Source organism: Lacipirellula limnantheis (assembly GCF_007746075.1).
Lineage (GTDB): Bacteria > Planctomycetota > Planctomycetia > Pirellulales > Lacipirellulaceae > Lacipirellula > Lacipirellula limnantheis.
The window spans coordinates 847,144-865,005 of sequence record NZ_CP036339.1; the positions used below are offsets into that span (position 1 = coordinate 847,144).

The window sequence follows — 17,862 nt, forward strand, 5'->3', positions numbered from 1 at the left end:
GTTACCTCGGGGTGACAGGATTCGGTGCTAATCCTGCCCGCCGGCCGCGGGCTCGTATTCAAAGTCCCGCCACTTCATCGCCCGTCGAAACGGCTCGATGCGCAGCATCACTTCGCCGTTCTGAAACAGCCGCACCGTGCCGTTCGATTCGCTCACGCTGATGGCGATCGCTTGCGACGCGCGGCTGATCGACGCCGCCGCCCAATGGCGCGCGCCTAGCCCCTTGCTCAGGGTGATGTCGGCCGCCGGCGCCGAAACATGCTGGCAGGCCGCCACCACCGTGCCATCCGAGGCGACGACGAACGCGCCGTCCAGCTGCGCGATCTCCTTGATCGCTTCGCGCACCTTCGGGTCGTTCAATTGCCGTTCATGCGTGCCGTATCCCTTCACCGGGTCGAACCCCAGCGGATGGCAATGCTTAAGCACCGTACGGTGATCGCCGACGACGAACAGCGTGCCGACGGGCTTCCCTTCGCGACCCTCTCGGCCAATAGAGACGGCCAGGTCGACGGCCGTCTTGAGAGTATCGAGTGGCACGCGCGTCTCCAGCTGGCGCAGGTCCTGCGCGGTCAGCCGCCCCAGATGCTCGTCGAGCCGGATGACGCTCAGCGAGTCAATCACCCCCGCCTCGAAGCCGCTGTACATGGCGATGACGCAGGCAGCCGGATTGAGCAAGTCGTCGGCGACGCTTTCCAGCAACGCGCGAGTCAGTTGCTCGTAAACGGGGCTGTCGCTGGCAACGAGCTGAATCACGCTAAAGCCCGCGTCGGCGGCGCCGGCCAGATCGGCGGCCCGGTCCGCCGCGAGCAACACATTCAACCCCTCGGTTGCCTTGCGAAGCTTCGCCCAATCCTGCGGATGTTCCAGCAAAAACAGCAGCGAATCGGCCTCCGCCGTTTTCGCCAGCTGTCGCGCGACGAGACAGAACGTTTCGAGCTGCTCGGAAAACTTGACCGGTGATGACATTGCCGCGCCGCGCTAAAGGGAGCTCGCTCAGAGAAGGAAGTCTCGGGCGCTGCATCCCCCGTGGCGAAAGCGATTGCGAGACTCGGCGCCAGCAGCGGCGTCGGCCGAGGTTGCCCCACGCGATCGGCGGCGCGAGAGAAAGCATGCCGTCGAGATGCTGCAATGTACGCGACGAGCCCACTTCGTTCAATGCCGATGGAGCTTCATCGCCGCGAGGAAAGGGTTCCGCCTAGCGCTGCGTGTGTCCCGGGGCAGTGGCGACGGGCCCCGCGTCGGGAGCCGCATCGTATGGCCCGAAAGCCAGCCGATCGTACAACACCAGCGCGTGGATCGCATGACCCAAGGGGCCGGCTTCCCAGTCGCGGGTCCGATTCGCATGCATGATGTTGGCCAGGTAGTTGACTGCTCTGACGGTGCGATAGTAGTTCAACTGCTCGTCCGACCCGGCGTAGATCAACAGCTCCAGTTGGTGGCCAGTCGTCTTCAACCGCCGATCGATGTCAGGATCGGCCGCCGAGCCCTTAAACCAGTCGGTGCTGAAGCTGCCGTCGCTGTTTTGCAGTCGGTAGGCGTAATTCTGGTAATTGGCCACGAACTTCTGCGCCGCGGCGTACTGGCCGTCGATCGGCAGGCCCGCGGCTTTCCGCTTCTTCACCGCCAGCGCGAGTCCCGCCAGGCGATGAGTTCCGCCGCAGGCCGCCGTGCGCACTGGCTGCGCCATTTCTTCCGCCATTAGCTTGGGAAAGTCCCATTGCATCCCCTGGTCATTGACCCAGGTGTCGTTAATGTCGAGATAACGCTGCAAGCCGATGAGCTTGAAGGTCAACTCGGTCTTGGGATAGCAGGTAAGCTTTTCCACTTCGATCAGATCGTTGACCGTGAAGTCTTTCCCTTCGACCTTGAGCGGATAGTCCGATCGGACGCGGGCCTGGGCCAAGAGCGCGAGCAACTGCCCATGATGCCCTTGCAGCGCCGGACCGACCTTCACGCGCAGGTCCCCGTCTTCGTTCAGGTACATCAGCGTGCGGTTTTCGCACGGCTGATTAAAGCAGAGCCACCCCACTGCGGTTATCGGCTGCGACTTCCCGCCCCCTTGCAGCACGCGGCTATGTACTTCGTAGGCCAGCATGCCGTGCATGACCTCCCACGGACTGCGCTCCGAGGCGACGAGCGGGCGGTTGTAGTAATACTTGAGCACCTGCCGCACCTTGTTGCGGAGGAGAATCTGGTTCTTTGTCAGCGGCGACAACGCGCGCTTCGGCTGCGCCGCGGAGGGTTCGTCCGCTTCCTCGAAACTCTTGGGATCCGTCGGGTTGTCGACGCGATCGCTCGGCCGCGAGTAGCGGTCTGGTTCGCCGAGCGCGATGTTGCCGGTCGTGGAACTCGGCTGCGGCGCCTCGCTGAGCGGACGGGCGCCCGTCGTGGTCGAGTCGTCCGCGGCGGCGCCAGTGTACTCTGGTTCTTGCGGATCGCCAGGCGCGTCGGTTGCCGGCGCGGTCGCCGAGAAATCGTCAATTGGCGCCATCTCGTCGTTCGCAGGCGCCGCGATGATCGGCGCCCCGGTCTCTTCCTCATCGTCGCCCGGCGACGGCGCGATGGCGGGACCCTCGAGCTTGATCGGCGCATGCAATCGGATGCCGTCTCCCTGCGGCTCGACCGGAGCAGGCTCCGCGGTCGGCAACGTCGGAACCGTCGAGGCTAGTGGCAGCGACGGGCCAGCGTCCACTGGGGCGAGAGCCGGCGCGGATGCCTCGGGCGTTGTCGGCAAGGTGGGAAATTGTGGCTCGGAGAACGCTTCTTCGGCGGCCTGTGGTGCGGTGAGGCTCCCTGAGCCGGCCGGGCGCCATTTGCCGGCGGCTGCCTTCGCCGCGGATGAACTTGAGGCAAGGCGCGGCGTTGGGGCCAGGGGCGTCGCCGCGCTCGCCGGTGGCGCCGGCGTCGGCGCTGTCATGGCCGGCGGCGCTTCATTTCGTGCCGAGGTGTGAGCCGGCCGCACATCGGGCAAGATGCCTCGGTTGACCATCGACAGGATAGTCGCATCAAGGCTGTTTGGTTGCGGCGCAACTTGCGGCGCGAGCGTCGACGGCGCGTGGAATGACTCGTTCCCAGCCGCGGGCGGCAGCAAACCGGCGAGAAGTCCCGCCGACGCGAGCAAGCAACCGGCACGAAACCCCGTCAACGCAATTCGCGAGCGCACCGTCATCGTCGTTCCCCCCTCGAACGTTCACCAATCATTGCGCAGGCGCGACGGCTGACGAGGCGCCGCTATCGGCGCTGAAGCGACGATAGCGAAGCAGTGTGCCGAAGGCTCGACGCTCGATCCAATCGCCGCCTTCCCCAGCGACGACAGACGAGCGCGGTCGCGCAGCGGGACGTGGTGTTCCCGCCCCATTGGTATCGGGCGGCGACGGCGTGAAGTTCAGCCCGATTGCCGCAAGCAGCTCGGGGCCTTACAGACAAGTAACGCCCGGCAGCAAGATGTCGCGCCAGCGGCGTCTGACTCGTGGAAACGGTCGAAGTCCAGGGAATCCAGACTTCCCCAGCCTGTTTTAGAGCTCCACTCTGGCCAGACTGCCGAGAGTCCCACTCGCGTCGCCCGATCCCTACTTTACAGCCGTCTCGCCAGGCTGCGTTGCGACGCTAGCAGCCGGAGCAGGCCCGACGACGCTGCTGGCGTAGGCCCGCCAGGCCTGGACGTCGTTCCCCAATTCCTGGTCCGGCGCCGTTTTCTTCATCGCTTCCACGCCAGCATATTGCATCGCCGGGTCGCGATCTTTTAGCGCAGCGGCCAAACCGGCAATGCTCTCTTTCGTTTCCATGTCGCCCAGCGCATTGACTGCGGCGAGCCGGACGTCGAGATCGGCGTCGGTGGCGACCATCTTGCTGAGCGGTTCGACGGCCTTCGCCTCCTTCCGCTTCCCCAGCAGTCGGCAGCAGGTCACCTTCACGTCGCGGTCGTCGTCATTCAGACCCGCCAGCAGCATGGCGCTGGCCATCGGCGTCCGGAACTCGGCGACCGTCTCTTGAATCGCCCGCCGCACGATCGGATCTGGTTCCGTGCGAATCTGCAGGGCCAGTTGTTCGCACGCCTTGGTCTGCGCGTCGTTGTCCTCGTCCAGCGCGCGGGGGCCGATCTCTCGGATCGCCGCCGCCCGCATCCCCGGCGTGATGATCGTCGTCCGGTCCTTGGTGACATGCCACGGCCAAAGTTGGCAACCAGTCGCGGCCCCCAGCAGCAACGCACCGACCGCCGCGGGCGAGGCGACGCGGCACAGTGTGTTCAGCATTCTCGTCGACATCAGGAATCGGCGGGAGTTAGGCATCTGAAGGACGGAAAAGGAGCGCGCTGGCAGGCAGGTCGGGCGGACCGTATCAAATCGGCCTCCCAACTGCCAGGGCAGGTTGGCGTTCGAGCCAGGATGCGGGTCGATCCTCAAGCTGGGGCCAGCCAGGCGCCCAGCGGCCGTGGCGGGCCACAGTGATTACAATGTCGTCGCATGTCCCCCTCTGAATACCCAGCAGTGAACACCTCGCGCGCGATGCAGGCGCTGCTCGTTGTCATCATCGCCCTTGCGCTGCTAGCAAGTTCACGTCTGCAGGGCCTGCTGCTGAACACCGCGCTGCTCTCCATCGGCACGCTGGCAATCGCGTTGCCTTTGGGTGCGATTTTTGGTCTCGCCATCGCGAAGATAGATCTTCCCGGCTTTCGAGCGCTCGCTTGGCTCCTTGCTGCGCTGCTGTTCGTCCCTCTCTATGTACAAGCCACCGCGTGGAGCGGCGCGTTCGGAACCGGCGGCTGGCTGACGCAATGGCTCGCTGGCGAGACGTACGCCTCGCCCTGGTTGGCGGGCTGGCGGGGAGCGATCTGGATTCATGCGATGGGCGCCATTCCCTGGATCGCGCTCCTGGGCGCCGCCTCGCTACGCACGGTCGAACGCCGGCTGGAAGAGGAGTCGCTCCTGGATGCGTCGCCCCCTGCCGTGTTGGTGCACGTGTCGCTGCCGCGCGGGGCGGGCGGTTTTTGGGCGGGAGCAATTTGGGTCGTCATCGTCTGCGCCACCGAGATCGCGGTGACCGACCTCTTTCAGATTCGCACGTTTGCGGAAGAGATTTACACCGAGGCGACGCTCGGCCCGCTGGGAGCCTTACCCGACGGGTTGCTGAGCTCCGATTTGGCCGTCGGCGTGGCGATTATCGCCGCCGTCGTTGGCGTGGCGCTCTTACTGACGCTTCCCTGGTTGCCGATGGCGGCGACGGTCGCCGTCGAACAACCCTGGAAGTGGCGGCCGCGGCCCGCTGCGCGCTGGTGGATTGCCGGCAGCATCTGGTTGCTAGCCGGATTGATGCTCGCACCGCCGCTAGCGTCGCTGATTTGGAAGTCAGGCATCGCCGTCGCGCAGCACGACGGCGGATTTAAGCGTTCCTGGTCGCTGGCCAAGGCGGTCGCCATGGTCGCCCACAGCCCCTGGGAACACCGCCGTGAATGGGGTTGGTCGCTGATGATCGGCGTGATGGCGATGGCGGCAACGACGTCGCTCGGCATCTTGCTGGCGTGGCTCGCCGGTCGGCCGCGGTGGGGCTGGGGGCTGGCGGCAGCCGTGACGCTGGCGATCGCCGTGCCGGCGCCGCTCTGGGGCGTCTGGGCCATCGACCTCCTGAACCATCCTCCCAACTCCGTCTGGGCTCCGCTGACGGTGTTGTACGACCGGACCTTGTTCGCGCCTGCGGCGCTGCAGACGATCCGCGCCTTGCCAATCGTGGGACTCTGGTTGTGGTCTCAACTGGCGAGCGTGCCGCGCGACCTGCTCGAAGCTGCCCGCAGCGAAGGGGCTGGCCCCGTCGCACGACTCTACCGCGTAGCGCTGCCCCTCCGCCGCTGGAGCGTCGCTGCCGGCGCCGGCATGGCATTGGTGCTGGCCATGGGCGAACTCTCGGCGTCTCTGCTCGTCCTCCCGCCCGGCGTGACGACGATCTCCGTCCGGATTTTTCAACTCCTTCACTACGGCGTCGACGACCGCGTCGCCGCGCTCGCCCTCTCGGTCTTTGCCGCGATGACCGCGCTGGCGGCGCTAACGGCCGTGGTCGTCGCTGGGCGCCGCCGCCACGCTCCTGCAGCCATCGGCTCCGAAACAGATTTCACCGCTAGCCAGTAACCAACAATCCTCTGGCTCCTCCCCCCTTGAAGGGAGCGCTGGGGTGCATTCTTAAAAGCTGTTGCTAGGAAAGCTTATCTGGCGAGCTATCAAGACCATGCCTGGCTCGCTTGAGTCTAAAAATCCTTGCCCTGTTATAGCGCTGCAGCATGATGGGATAAATGTCCCAGATGAGGACCGCGAAGAAGATGGCAATTAGCCAGATATACTCGCTCCGCAAATAGAGCCAAACCATCATGGCCAGGCCAACCGCGAGACTGCACAGGTGCACGAATTCGTTGAACCGTGTGCGGGCTTCCCATTCGATCGCCGAATCAAAATCCCTTACATTCCTGAAACTTGGATCGGAAACCCTGCGCCTTTGATTCCAGTAGTCGCCCTGCGCGGCAAGTCGCTTGAACCGGCGGATGCCCAATCGTTCGTAGAACCGACCGTCACGCTCAAATTCCCATAAGGCGAAATAGCGTAGGTTTCTCATTTGACTGTCGGGAAACTACCAAGCTTCCATCTAGTTCGTATGCCCATCACGATAGCGGTTCAAGGGGAACATTGCACCAGAATCAGGCCGCCGCGACTCTCCAGTATCAGACCGGCGAAGGGCACGCCGCCGCATTTTCCAGAATCTTACAGTCTGAAATTGGCCGCGCAATCAGTTGGTGTTTAGGGTGGAAATCTCACGTTCTTTGGCAACCATATTTCACAGTATTTCCGGCCGCCACTTCTCGATCGCAAAAGGCTTGCTTGTGATGGGCGGCGCACCCGCCGGATTTGTCCATTTTGTCGCGAGATGGCCACGAAAACCAGTTGGCTGCCTTGGCCGACATGGCCGACTCGGTCGCCTCGCTCGGGCGAGGGGCGCCGCTGGCATTCTGCCGGCCGACGTGCCAAGCGACTGACGTTGATCACGGCAGCATCTTGGCTCACCGGTTGGCAATCCCGGCCTGAACAGAACGAACGTAATGTGTACCGCCGTCAAAGACTCGCTAGAATCAGTCCTGGCCGAGTGGAGGTCCGCGTCGGGGAGGTTCAGAGCATGAGGATGGATGGCTGCCGATCGTCGTGCGCCGGTGCTGCGCGCCGCTGGAACACGTCGCTGCTGCTCGCACTATTCGCCCTCACGTCGCTCACTGGCTGCGGCGGCTGCAACCAAACTCCGGCCCAGCAGGCCGCTGCGAAAAAGGCCCGCGAGCAGGCAGAGATCGCCGAGGCCAAAAAGCGAGCCGAGGAGGAAAAGAAGAACAAGCCGTTCGTCATCGGCCGGCTTACGCCGTTGCTGAGCGAAAATCTCATCGAGACCGAGGAAGGGTTCTCGTTGCGGTTGGCCAAGCCGGGGCACTGGACGACGACGATCCAGCCGATGAAGGCGAACCTCGCCGATTTCGAGGGGCGCATCACGATCGCCGCCGTCGACCCCAGCGGCACGCCGATGGCGATCCCGCACACCCCATACGAGATGACCTCAAGTCGTCCCGCCGTCCTCGCCAAGGGACGCGGCAAGCGCGTCGAGAACGAGCTCCTCATCCCCAGCAACGCAGAAAAGCTCAATGTTGTTTCGGAATTGCTGAACAACGCCGGCAGCCTTGCTGACGCCCCGCTAACCGAACCGTGGACGCTGATGCCCTCGCATCAGTACTTCTTCATCGTGCTGGCCCGCGAGCCGGCGCGTTATGGGTTTCTCAAGGTGACCGACGCCGTGAAGGCGCCGTTTCAGGATCTCAATGGTACGGAGATCCCCCATTACCGCGTTGTACTGGCCGACGGCAACAAGCCCTTGCCGCTGCCGCCGAACGTCCTGACCTGGACGAGCGTCGCCTACGTCGTGTGGGATGAAGTGAATCTCGATCGGCTCGATCCCGCGCAACAGGAAGCGCTGGTCGATTGGATTCACTGGGGGGGACGACTGATCATCAACGGTCCTGATTCGCTCGACAGCTTGAGGGCGAGCTTCTTGAAGGACTATCTGCCCGCCGACGTCGGCGAGCGCATCGCATTCGATCAGGCCGCGATCGACGACTTTTCCAATGGGTGGAGCCAGCGGCCCGCGGGCAAGCCGCTAAAGCCGATCTCGGTGACCAAGCCTTGGTCGGGAGTTCAACTGAAGCCGCGCGACGGCGGGAAGGCCTTGCCGCACGCCGACAAGTTGTTCTACGAACGGCCCGTCGGCGCCGGCAGCGTCGTCGTGTCGGCCGTACAGCTGGCAGAGCGCGACTTGGTGAACTGGCCCGGGTTCGATGGCTTTTTGAACGGGGCCCTGCTACGGCGCCCGGCGCGGGAGTTCACGGTTGATGGCGACGATGTCGGGCTCCAGTCGTTCTGGGTCGACGCGAAGGAACGGGTCCGTGACGCCTACTTTACGACGCCGTTACGCTGGTTCGCGCGCGATGCCGCGACCTCGGCCAACGCCCGCGACGTGGCGACGCCGGTCAACGCTTCAAATCAGTACTACGGTTGGCAAGGGGGCGCGGCAATGCCCGAGACGTCGCTCGTGGTCGACCGCGCCGGCGGGCTCGGCGAATGGAACGAGTTTGGCCCCGTCTCCGAGGCGGGCCGTGACGCCTTGGTCGACGCCGCTGGCGTCCGCGTGCCGGCGGCAAGCTTTGTCGTCATTTGTTTGGCGGTTTACCTGGTGGTGCTGGTCCCGCTGAACTGGATGGTCTTCTACGCCCTGGGCCGCGTCGAGTGGGCGTGGATCAGCGCTCCGCTCATCGCCCTGGCCGGAACGATGGCCGTCGTGCGCCAGGCGCAGCTCGACATCGGTTTCGTGCGGTCGCAGACGGAAATTGCGCTCATGGAATTGCAGGGGGACCTGCCGCGCGGGCATCTGACGCGCTACACGGCGATTTACTCCTCCTTATCCGATACCTACGACCTAGAGTTCGAGAACAGCTCGGCCGTGGCCTCGCCCTTCCCTCGCGACGAAACATGGACTCCGGCCATCGGCGATGTATTGTCGACTGTCGCGTTTGAAAAATACGACCAGCCGAGGCTGCGCGGCGTGGAAGTCTCTTCTGCCAGCACGCAGATGATTCATAGCGAGCAGATGTTGCCGCTCGATGGTCCAATCCGCCTCTATTCGCCGAGCAACAATCCGCGGCTGTTGCAGATCGAAAACAAGTCAGGCTTCAATCTATCCGACGTGGCGATCGTCTTCCGCGATGGGAGCAACGCCGTGGAGCCGGCGAAGGTCACGCGGGCTGATGGCGCCGCGGAGTCGCCTGATGAAGTTCAGCGTCAAGGCTGGAACAAACTAAAGGGCTTTTGGCTGGGCGATTTCAAGAGCGGCACGGCCCTCCCTCTGCCGCCGCTGCAACCGCTCGCGGTCGCCAAGGGAGAGTTGCCCTTCGCCGCGGAACGTGCACGTTCCACTCAGCTTACGAGCGGCGAACGGCTTAACATCGATCCGCTCTTGCGGATGGCCTTCTGGTTCCCGCAGCTTGACGATCCGATCCACGGCAGCCGCGACGAGTACCGCCTGATCGGGCGCATCGACGAGGTCCTGCCCGGCAGCGTCGTCTCTCCCACCGCGTCGCAGACGACCGGCGCGACGGTGGTGTTGGCTCATCTGCGACGCAGCGACGCCCCCTTCCCCGGCGTCGACAAAAACAGTCCGCTCGATGTTCAACCCCAAGGGCGGAAGAATGCCTACGAATTCGAGGACGAAATGCCTGATCCATCGGAGGGGAATTGACCACGAAGTCAGAAAGGCACAAAGGAAACACGAAGAAGAAATGTCTATATGAGCGATTTTGATGCAATCAGTGAGTCAACGGAGCTAGCAGCCAAATCGATCGTTGATTCCTGCTACAAGGTTCATTCAGCACTTGGACCTGGACTATTGGAGTCCGTATATGAGAGTTGCCTCGTCCAAGAGTTAACGCGCCGAGGCTTAAAATGCCAGCGACAGGTTCCGGTTGATATCGAGTATGAGGGATTGCGGATCGACGGCGGACTTCGAATCGATTTGCTCGTTGAAGACGCCGTGGTCGTGGAGCTAAAAGCCGTTGATGAGATGATCCCAGTTTTCGAAGCCCAACTGCTAACCTACCTGAAACTTGCAAAGAAACGACTTGGATTTCTGGTTAACTTCAATTCCCCCCTGATGAAGCAAGGCCTAAGGAGAATGGTTCGCTAACAACGTTCTCTATTCTTCTTAGTGATTATCTTCGTGTCTTTGAGCCTTCGTGGTTAGTCCCCCACATGATCGAACTAAAGAACTTCGGCAAGCAATACGGCGACTTCACCGCCGTCGAAAACCTCAATCTCAAGATCGAGGCGGGGGAGATGTTCGGCTTCATCGGCCCCAATGGAGCCGGCAAGAGTACGACGATCCGCTTCCTGGCAACTCTCCTCAAGGCGAGCCACGGCGAAGGCACGGTTAATGGCCATAGCGTGACCAAGGATCCCATCTCGGTGCGACGCAGCGTCGGCTACATGCCCGATAACTTTGGCGTCTACGACGGAATGAAGGTGTGGGAGTTCCTCGATTTCTTCGCCGTCGCCTATCAAGTCCCCCGGGCACGGCGGAAAGCCGTCCTCTCCGACGTGCTGGAGCTGCTCGATCTGACCCATAAGCGAGACGACTTCGTCAACGGACTCTCGCGCGGCATGAAGCAACGGCTCTGTCTCGCCAAGACGCTCGTTCACGATCCGCCCGTGCTGATTCTGGACGAACCGTCCAGCGGGCTCGATCCGCGGGCCCGCTTAGAAGTGAAGGCCTTGCTGAAAGAATTGCGCCGAATGGGAAAGACGATTCTCATCTCGAGCCACATTCTCACCGAGTTGGCCGACTGCTGCACGTCGATCGGCATTATCGAGCGCGGACAACTTCTGCTCCATGGCCCCATCGAGAAAGTGTATCGTCAGATTCAGCGAAATCGGACGCTGGAGGTGAGGTTTTCTGGCGACACCGCAGCGGGCCTGAGCCTGATTCGCAGCGATCCCAAAGTGCGGCAAGTCATCGAAGATACTCGGAGTTGCACGGTCGAACTCGACGGCGGCGACGACGACGTGCAGCGGTTGCTGCGGCAACTTGCCGTCGCCGAGTGTGGCCTCGTCTCGTTCGCCGACAAAGAGCCGACGCTGGAAGACGTCTTTATGCTGGTGACCAAAGGACTAGTCACCTAGGCGCCGCTGCTTCTGCGACGCCCGCTGCGGGCGGCGTCAGATTGGCTAGTCGCAGCACCGTCGCCGCGACCGCCGCGACGTCGCTCCGCGGCACGCGCAGCACCGGAACGTCGACGGCGTCGTCCGTGATCACCGCGCGGATCTGCGGGTCGCTGAGCGCCATCGGTTCGGAACCCATGGCCTGACGCCAAACTTCGATCTTGGTTCCCCGGCAGCCGGTGTCGCCTTCCACCAAGACCAAATCGCAGCCCGCAAAATGGGGCTCGAACGCCGCGTACCGATCCGCCGCCGCGGCGCTGCCGACGGCATGCTCGTCCGGCGGCCAGAAGACGGCGTTCAGCGAACGTGACAGGATGCCGGAGACGCTGGCTCCCGCCTCTCGGTGGCGATGCGAATCTTTTCCTGGCGTATCGAGTTCGTGGGCGTGATGCGTGTGCTTAATCGTCCCGACGCATAGACCCTGGCCTGCAAGGTGGGCCACAAGTTCCACCAGCAGCGTCGTCTTGCCGTGATTTTTCCGTCCGAGGATGTGAATTCGATTCATAAGCGGCGCGTCGCGGAGCGAGAAGAAACGATGACTTGAAGACCAGCCGAATTCGATCGATTAGCAGGATGGCGCCGGCTGCAGCGGGCAGGCTGGCGCGATTGCGAGGCCCGCTCCAAGATAGACCTCGCGGTCGCCCTGCGATATGCGACTCGTAACCTAAGTTTGCATGAATGGAGACATAGCACCAAGGCGGCGGACATTCTATGCGCACCAGCACCCTCGAACCACCCAAAGACGACCTCTTAGAGGCCTTGTTGGGCGGCGACTCGTTCCGTCCTGCTGAGCCGCAAACAATCGAACAAACTGGCCTCTCGCCGGTCGTCATCGAGTCCCTGATCCTGAAGTTCTTGATGCAGGTCGGATCAGCGTCGGGTCGCGAGATCGCCGGGCGCCTGTGCCTCCCGTTTCGCTTGCTCGAAGAGTTGTTGCTCGGCCTGCGTGGTCGCCAGCTGTTGGTCCACAAGGGACAGTCCCAGCTGAGCGACTACCTCTACGCCCTCACCGACGTGGGGAGCGATCGAGCTCGCGTCGCGGCCGCCGCTTGTAGCTACGTCGGCCCCGCGCCGGTGCCGCTGGAAGACTATATCGTTTCGGTCGAAGCCCAGACCATCCGCGCCGAAGCGGTCCGCCGCCGCGAGGTGGAAGAAGCGTTCAGCGACGTGTCGGTCGACGGCGCAACGATGGACCTGTTGGGGCCGGCCATCAACTCGGGCGCGGGGCTGTTTCTCTATGGCTACCCGGGCAACGGCAAGACGACGATCGCCAAGCGGATCACCCGCTGCTTTGGCCAGTATCTCTGGATTCCCCAAGCGATCGTCGAAGACGGGCAATTCATCAAGCTCTACGACGCCGCGTTTCACGAAGTCGTCCGTTCAAGCGAATCAAACATCTTGAAGTCTGCCGGGCACGACGCGCGGTGGATTAAGATTCGTCGCCCCACGGTCGTCGTCGGCGGCGAGTTGACGATGGATTGCCTGGAAATTCGCCACGACGCGGCGGCAAACGTCAGCGAAGCGTCGCTGCAAATGAAGAGTAACGGCGGCTGTTTGTTGATCGACGACTTCGGACGCCAGCGAGTCGAACCGGCGGCGCTGCTCAACCGCTGGATTGTTCCTTTAGAGAATCGGCACGACTACCTGACGCTGCCCACGGGCAAAAAAATCCAAGTTCCGTTTGATCAGCTAATTATCTTTTCCACCAATCTCGAACCGACAGACCTCGCCGACGAAGCGTTCCTGCGGCGGATTCCGTACAAGATCGAGATCGTCGATCCCTCGATCGAGGAGTTCCGCAAGCTCTTCCAGTCGGCGTGTCTTTCCATGGGATGCCCCTACCAGCCCCAAGCGGTCGACTACCTCGTGCAAACCCACTATCGGCCGCATGGCCGCCCGCTGCGTCGTTGCCATGCGCGCGACCTACTTGCGGCCGCATCCAATTACAGCGTCTTCAACGACGTGCCGATGCAGCTGACGCCGCAGCTGCTCGACCGCGTCGTCAAGAGCTACTTCACCGCCCTGAACAGTTAACTGCCGATCGCAGGATGCTCCCGTGTCGGAAGCCGACCGCCAACCCCCGACGATTCCCGGATACACGCTGACGACGCGCCTCGGCGCTGGCGGCTACGGCGAAGTCTGGCTAGCGCATGCGCCGGGCGGGCTTACCAAGGCGGTAAAAATCATCTTCGGGGCGTTCGATGGTCGCCGCGCCGAGCTCGAACTCCGCTCGTTGCACCGCATCAAGATGGTGCGGCATCCGTTCTTGCTGTCGCTTGAGCGCATCGAAGTCGTGGACAATCGACTCGCCATCGTCACGGAATTGGCCGACTCTAGCTTGAAGGACCGGTTTGACGAATGCCGCCATGGCGGCCAGACCGGAGTCCCGCGGGGGGAGTTGCTTGGTTACTTACGCGACGCCGCAGACGCGCTCGACTTCCTCAGCACGCGACATTCGCTGCAGCACCTCGACGTCAAGCCCGAGAACCTGCTTATCGTCGGGGGTCATATCAAGGTCGCCGACTTTGGGCTCGTGAAGGAAGTGGGCCGAACGCAGGCCTCGTTGGTCGGCGGGCTCACGCCGCTCTACTCCTCGCCCGAAGTCTTTCAGGGGACGCCGGGAGCCCGCAGCGATCAGTACAGTCTGGCGGTCGTCTACCAGGAAATGCTGACGGGGATAGCGCCGTTCGCCGGTCTTACCGCGGCGGAGCTCACCATCCAGCATTTGCAGAGCGAACCGGACTTGGCGTCGCTGCCGATGCAAGATCGGTTTGTGATTGCCCGCGCATTAGCGAAGAATCCGACGCAACGCTTCGCCAGCTGCACCGAGATGGTTGACGCCCTGTTCGCGGCGACCGTCGCGGACGAGCCGGCCTCTGCCGCGAACGCCGAAGAGCCCCAACGGTCGTTCGACGATTGCGTCTCGGCTTTCCCCGATCGCCGCGCCGAACCCCGTCCTGGGCCGGTCGCCGAATTCCTGGACGAACGTGTCCACGCCGACGGCGGCCGAGGAACGGCTGTGCTCTGGAGTGCAGCGGAGAACGACGGACCGCCGACTCGACAAACGATCGCGCTCTCTAACGAGGCGGATGCGTTTCGGGCGCCGCCGACGGCAGTGATTGGCGTCGGCGGACTCGCCGGCCGGGTGATGCGGCAGCTACGCTCGCGACTGGCCCGCGAAGTGGGAGACGATCATCGCGAGGCGGTCGCGATGCTGCTGCTCGACAGCGACTCCCGGGGGATCTCTGCAGCGGTGCAAGGCAATGATCGCACGGCGCTTCGTCCTGATGAAACGGTGACGTTACCGCTGCGAAGGCCGCAGGAGTATCGCGAAGATTCAGCGCTGTTGATGCGCTGGTTGAGCCGCCGCTGGCTCTACAACATTCCGAAGTCGTTGCGCACGGAGGGTCTTCGTCCTCTGGGACGGTTGGCCTTCGTCGATCATTCGCGGCAAATTGGCGAACGCCTTCGCTTGACGCTCGATCGTGCACGACGCGGCGCTGAAACGAGCGAGGCGCCGACGCCCACTGCCGACGCCTCAACAAATCAGCTTCGCGTCTACGTCGTCGCCGGCGTTTCAGGCGGCACTGGCAGCGGGATGTCGCTCGACGTCGGTTACGCCGTGCGCGCGATGGCGGCAAAGCAAGGTCTCGACGACGTCGAAGTGATCGGCCTCTTTCTACATGCGACGGGCCGCGACGCCCAACAGAATGATCTAGCGAAGGTGAATTCGTTCGCCTGGTTGCGCGAATACAATCACTACCACCGGGCAAACGGCGTCTATCCAGGCGACGAAGGCTGCGGTCTGCCCGCGTTCGCTCCAGGAAAGAAGGCGTTCGACGCCGCTTACTTCCTCGATTTGGGCGTCGCCGTCGACGACGACGCACTCAACGCCGCCGCCAGCGAGGTTGCGGAGTATCTCTACCTCGACGCGGCGACGCCGGCGCAGCAGTTTTTCTCAGCCTGCCGCGCGGGCGAGACCAACGACGACTACGCCCCGCTTCGCAGCTTCATGTTGTCGACGGCCTCAGCGGCCGACGATCGAGCGATTCACGCCGCGGCGATCTCGATCTGTCGCGCCGTGCTGATGGAATACCTGGGATGCGGTCCGACTCGGAGCGACGCACTGCCGGCGGCTGAAGCGATCGACCTCGCGACGCTCGCCGGGCGAACGCGCGAAGCGATTGAAACTCTACTGGCGTCAAAAGCTACGCCAGCGGCGGCCGAGCCCTTTCAGTTGGGCGCCTTCATCCGCGCCGTCGACGAGGACTTCGCAGCGCCCGACGAGCGGCCTGGCACTTTTGTCGCGGGTTGTTCGCTAAGGGAAATCACTGGCGGCGTTGCTGCTGAAATGGCTGACACTCTGACGGCCAGCATACTGCACCAGGTCGACGAACGCGGCGCGCGGCTCGCCGGCGCCACGGGAATGCTCGAAAGTTCGCGGCAACGTTTGCAGCAGCTTGGGGCGGAATCAACAAAGCTGGCCGGCGGCATTGCCCAGCAGGCCGTCGCCGCGACCGCCCAGCTCGACCGCTGGCAACGCGAGCGGTCGACGTCCGAAGCAACCATCGCCCGCGAGCGGGAGTTCGGCGAAGCCTACCGGCGGCTGCGCATCGATCAGCACGCCATGTTGGCCGCCGCGGCTGTCGCGCGCCGACTCTCCTCGGAACTGCGCACGATTGGGGATCGGCTCGGAGAGTTCGGACGGCAGGTCAAAGGATTCGTTCACCAGTTTCCGCAAACCGCGGCGATTCAGGGGAGCGATCCTTTCGCGGCTGCCGTCATTGAACAACTGCCGCACCTCGCTGCGACAGTTGACGCGCAGCTGGATGAACGGTTCACGACGCCAATGGGCGGGTTGATGGCCGTAGCGATGGGCAGCCCCCGCGTCCGCGAGCAGCTCGGCGCCGAGCTGCTACGCTTGGCAACTTGGTCCGCCGAGCAACTCGCCACGAGTCCGGCGTTACTAGCGGCCGTGGCTCTGCCGACGGCTAGCGACGGCGGCGGCGAATTGATCGATGGCGTGAGATTGCCCGCAGTGCCTTGCGCGGGGGGTAAGTTCGCGGTCCTGGAGACCCACCCCGCTACGAACGGCTCCGCGGAATGGGAATCGACTCCGCAGCTCGCCAAGCTAGCGGGGGTCGGCTCCCAGGCCGTCCGCTGTTGCGAAACGTGGAGCCTCTCGTTGCCGCGCGTGGCCATGAGCTTGATCGATAGTCGCCGCGAATGCATTGAATTTGCCGATCGCGTCAGCAGCCGCTGTGACGTCGCCTGGATGCCCTTAAGCGTTGAGGAGGCGCCGTTGCGAGTCGTCGCCCCAGCGTTCCCAGTAGAAGCAACTCCGATGACAATGACGCAGGTTCTATAGACTCATCACACGCATGTCCCTCTCCACTTTTTCATCGACGAATGAAGCGACCTGGGCGCTCACGGGGCAGCTGGGCGCCGACCAAGCAGCGCGCAGCGTCGCAATCGACGGCTCGCCGTTCGTCATCGGCCGCGGAACCAACGCCTCGTTGTCAGTCGTCAGTCCCACTGTATCGGGCAGCCACGTCGAATTACGCATGGAGACGGGCGGGCTGTGGGCCAGAGACCTCGGCAGCACAAACGGCACGTTCGTCAACGGAATTCGCATTATAGGCGAAGCAGAGCTCAGGCCGGGCGACCTCCTGCAGATCGCTGAGATCGTTCTTCGCGTCGGCGTTCAGCGCGGGCAGGTCGACTGCAAGACAATCGCCGACGACTCGACCGACCAGGCGCTCGCGATGATTCAATTCGACAAGTTGATCGCCGAGCGGGCGGTGCTGCCGCACTATCAGCCGATCGTCGAGACGTCGACGCGAGAAACCGTCGGCTTCGAAGTCTTGGCGCGCAGCGTTCTGTTCGGGCTGGGGACGCCGCACGCCATGTTTTCAGCCGCGTCATTGCTCGACCTCGAAGGCGAACTGAGCCGGCTGCTGCGCGACGAGGGCGTGCGGCTCGCGGCGGCGCTGCCCGCCAATCCGCTAGTGTTTCTCAATACTCATCCGGCGGAATTGCAGGATCAGGCACAGTTGGAATGTTCGCTCCGCGAGCTGCGCCGAGCGTTCCCCTCGACGGCGCTCGTGCTGGAGATCCATGAAGCCGCGGCGACGAGCGTAAATCAGATGCGTTCACTACGCGGCGTGCTCAACGAATTGGAAATGCAGCTTGCCTACGACGATTTCGGCGCCGGGCAAGCAAGGCTCGCCGAGCTTGGCGATTGCCCTCCCGATTATCTTAAGTTTGATATCCAGCTGGTCCGCGGCATCGATAGCGCCAGCCTGGAACGGCAACGGATGCTCGGCAGCCTGGTCCGCATTGCCGCCGACCTCGGGATCGTGAGTCTGGCTGAAGGGATCGAAACGGCCGAAGAACACCGCGTTTGTCGTCGGCTTGGGTTTGTCTACGGCCAAGGGTTCTATTACGGCACGCCGGCAGCGGCTGCAACTTTCCAAACGGAGGCGTCGCGGGTCACGCCATGCGCGACTATATGCCCGCGGCTGGGCGACATGTATTCTTAGGGGATTGCCGCACGTTTCCATGAAGCGGTTCGCCCAGA

At 63.2% G+C, this 17,862-nt stretch carries 12 protein-coding genes; 7 read left to right on the plus strand and 5 right to left on the minus strand.

Translation table 11 applies throughout. The features are described from left to right. Positions 1-27 precede the first annotated feature (27 nt). From I41_RS03265 to I41_RS03275, 3 genes are all read right to left on the minus strand, one after another. Positions 28-966, minus strand: a complete 939-nt coding sequence (locus tag I41_RS03265) for a DNA integrity scanning protein DisA nucleotide-binding domain protein (protein WP_145430854.1) — start codon at positions 964-966, stop codon at positions 28-30. 229 nt (positions 967-1,195) lie between these two features. Then, complete coding sequence (locus I41_RS03270) at positions 1,196-3,169, minus strand: hypothetical protein (RefSeq protein WP_145430856.1); 1,974 nt, start codon at positions 3,167-3,169, stop codon at positions 1,196-1,198. Between the two features lie 400 nt (positions 3,170-3,569). Beyond that, complete coding sequence (locus I41_RS03275) at positions 3,570-4,253, minus strand: HEAT repeat domain-containing protein (RefSeq protein WP_168206647.1); 684 nt, start codon at positions 4,251-4,253, stop codon at positions 3,570-3,572. A 210-nt stretch (positions 4,254-4,463) separates the two neighbouring features. Between I41_RS03275 and I41_RS03280 the strand changes: the two genes are divergently transcribed. Further along, a complete protein-coding gene (locus I41_RS03280; RefSeq protein ID WP_145430860.1) occupies positions 4,464-6,119 on the plus strand; it encodes an ABC transporter permease in 1,656 nt (551 codons plus the stop codon). A gap of 64 nt (positions 6,120-6,183) precedes the next feature. On the opposite strand, the gene I41_RS03285 is transcribed toward I41_RS03280, so the two are convergent. Further along, positions 6,184-6,597, minus strand: a complete 414-nt coding sequence (locus I41_RS03285) for a glycosyl-4,4'-diaponeurosporenoate acyltransferase CrtO family protein (protein WP_145430862.1) — start codon at positions 6,595-6,597, stop codon at positions 6,184-6,186. A 555-nt stretch (positions 6,598-7,152) separates the two neighbouring features. Here I41_RS03285 and I41_RS03290 point away from each other — a divergent pair. The 3 genes from I41_RS03290 to I41_RS03300 all read left to right on the plus strand — a co-directional run bounded on the left by I41_RS03290 (position 7,153) and on the right by I41_RS03300 (position 11,243). Then, entirely contained in the window at positions 7,153-9,807 is a 2,655-nt protein-coding gene (locus I41_RS03290; RefSeq protein WP_145430864.1) for a hypothetical protein, read from the plus strand. A gap of 48 nt (positions 9,808-9,855) precedes the next feature. Next, the gene (locus tag I41_RS03295; protein WP_145430865.1) at positions 9,856-10,251 is read left to right on the plus strand and encodes a GxxExxY protein; all 396 of its coding nucleotides are present in this window, start codon (positions 9,856-9,858) and stop codon (positions 10,249-10,251) included. A 65-nt stretch (positions 10,252-10,316) separates the two neighbouring features. Further along, positions 10,317-11,243: an ABC transporter ATP-binding protein gene (locus I41_RS03300; protein ID WP_145430867.1), complete on the plus strand. Its 927-nt coding sequence runs from the start codon at positions 10,317-10,319 to the stop codon at positions 11,241-11,243. Here I41_RS03300 and mobB read toward each other — a convergent pair. Beyond that, positions 11,236-11,787, minus strand: coding sequence for a molybdopterin-guanine dinucleotide biosynthesis protein B (gene mobB / locus I41_RS03305; RefSeq protein ID WP_145430869.1), 552 nt, complete (start codon positions 11,785-11,787; stop codon positions 11,236-11,238). The two genes, I41_RS03300 and mobB, sit on opposite strands and share 8 nt — an antisense overlap. 206 nt (positions 11,788-11,993) lie before the next feature. Here mobB and I41_RS03310 point away from each other — a divergent pair, with 206 nt between their 5' ends. Genes I41_RS03310 through I41_RS03320 form a run of 3 tightly spaced genes read left to right on the plus strand, consistent with a single transcriptional unit; the run spans position 11,994 to position 17,824 of the window. Beyond that, positions 11,994-13,316 (plus strand): ATP-binding protein, encoded by a 1,323-nt coding sequence (locus I41_RS03310; protein ID WP_145430871.1) that lies wholly within the window; start codon positions 11,994-11,996, stop codon positions 13,314-13,316. A 22-nt stretch (positions 13,317-13,338) separates the two neighbouring features. Next, positions 13,339-16,650 (plus strand): tubulin-like doman-containing protein, encoded by a 3,312-nt coding sequence (locus I41_RS26995; protein ID WP_168206649.1) that lies wholly within the window; start codon positions 13,339-13,341, stop codon positions 16,648-16,650. A gap of 13 nt (positions 16,651-16,663) precedes the next feature. Beyond that, on the plus strand, positions 16,664-17,824 hold the full coding sequence (locus I41_RS03320; RefSeq protein ID WP_145430874.1) for an EAL domain-containing protein: 1,161 nt from the start codon (positions 16,664-16,666) through the stop codon (positions 17,822-17,824). Positions 17,825-17,862 lie beyond the last annotated feature (38 nt).

Excerpts from the sequence above, each read along its gene's own strand:
- I41_RS03265 (WP_145430854.1), bottom strand. The coding sequence starts at position 966 with ATGTCATCACCGGTCAAGTTTTCCGAGCAGCTCGAAACGTTCTGTCTC.
- I41_RS03270 (WP_145430856.1), bottom strand. The coding sequence starts at position 3,169 with ATGACGGTGCGCTCGCGAATTGCGTTGACGGGGTTTCGTGCCGGTTGC.
- I41_RS03275 (WP_168206647.1), bottom strand. The coding sequence starts at position 4,253 with ATGCTGAACACACTGTGCCGCGTCGCCTCGCCCGCGGCGGTCGGTGCG.
- I41_RS03280 (WP_145430860.1), top strand. The coding sequence starts at position 4,464 with ATGTCCCCCTCTGAATACCCAGCAGTGAACACCTCGCGCGCGATGCAG.
- I41_RS03285 (WP_145430862.1), bottom strand. The coding sequence starts at position 6,597 with ATGAGAAACCTACGCTATTTCGCCTTATGGGAATTTGAGCGTGACGGT.
- I41_RS03290 (WP_145430864.1), top strand. The coding sequence starts at position 7,153 with ATGAGGATGGATGGCTGCCGATCGTCGTGCGCCGGTGCTGCGCGCCGC.
- I41_RS03295 (WP_145430865.1), top strand. The coding sequence starts at position 9,856 with ATGAGCGATTTTGATGCAATCAGTGAGTCAACGGAGCTAGCAGCCAAA.
- I41_RS03300 (WP_145430867.1), top strand. The coding sequence starts at position 10,317 with ATGATCGAACTAAAGAACTTCGGCAAGCAATACGGCGACTTCACCGCC.
- mobB (WP_145430869.1), bottom strand. The coding sequence starts at position 11,787 with ATGAATCGAATTCACATCCTCGGACGGAAAAATCACGGCAAGACGACG.
- I41_RS03310 (WP_145430871.1), top strand. The coding sequence starts at position 11,994 with ATGCGCACCAGCACCCTCGAACCACCCAAAGACGACCTCTTAGAGGCC.
- I41_RS03320 (WP_145430874.1), top strand. The coding sequence starts at position 16,664 with ATGTCCCTCTCCACTTTTTCATCGACGAATGAAGCGACCTGGGCGCTC.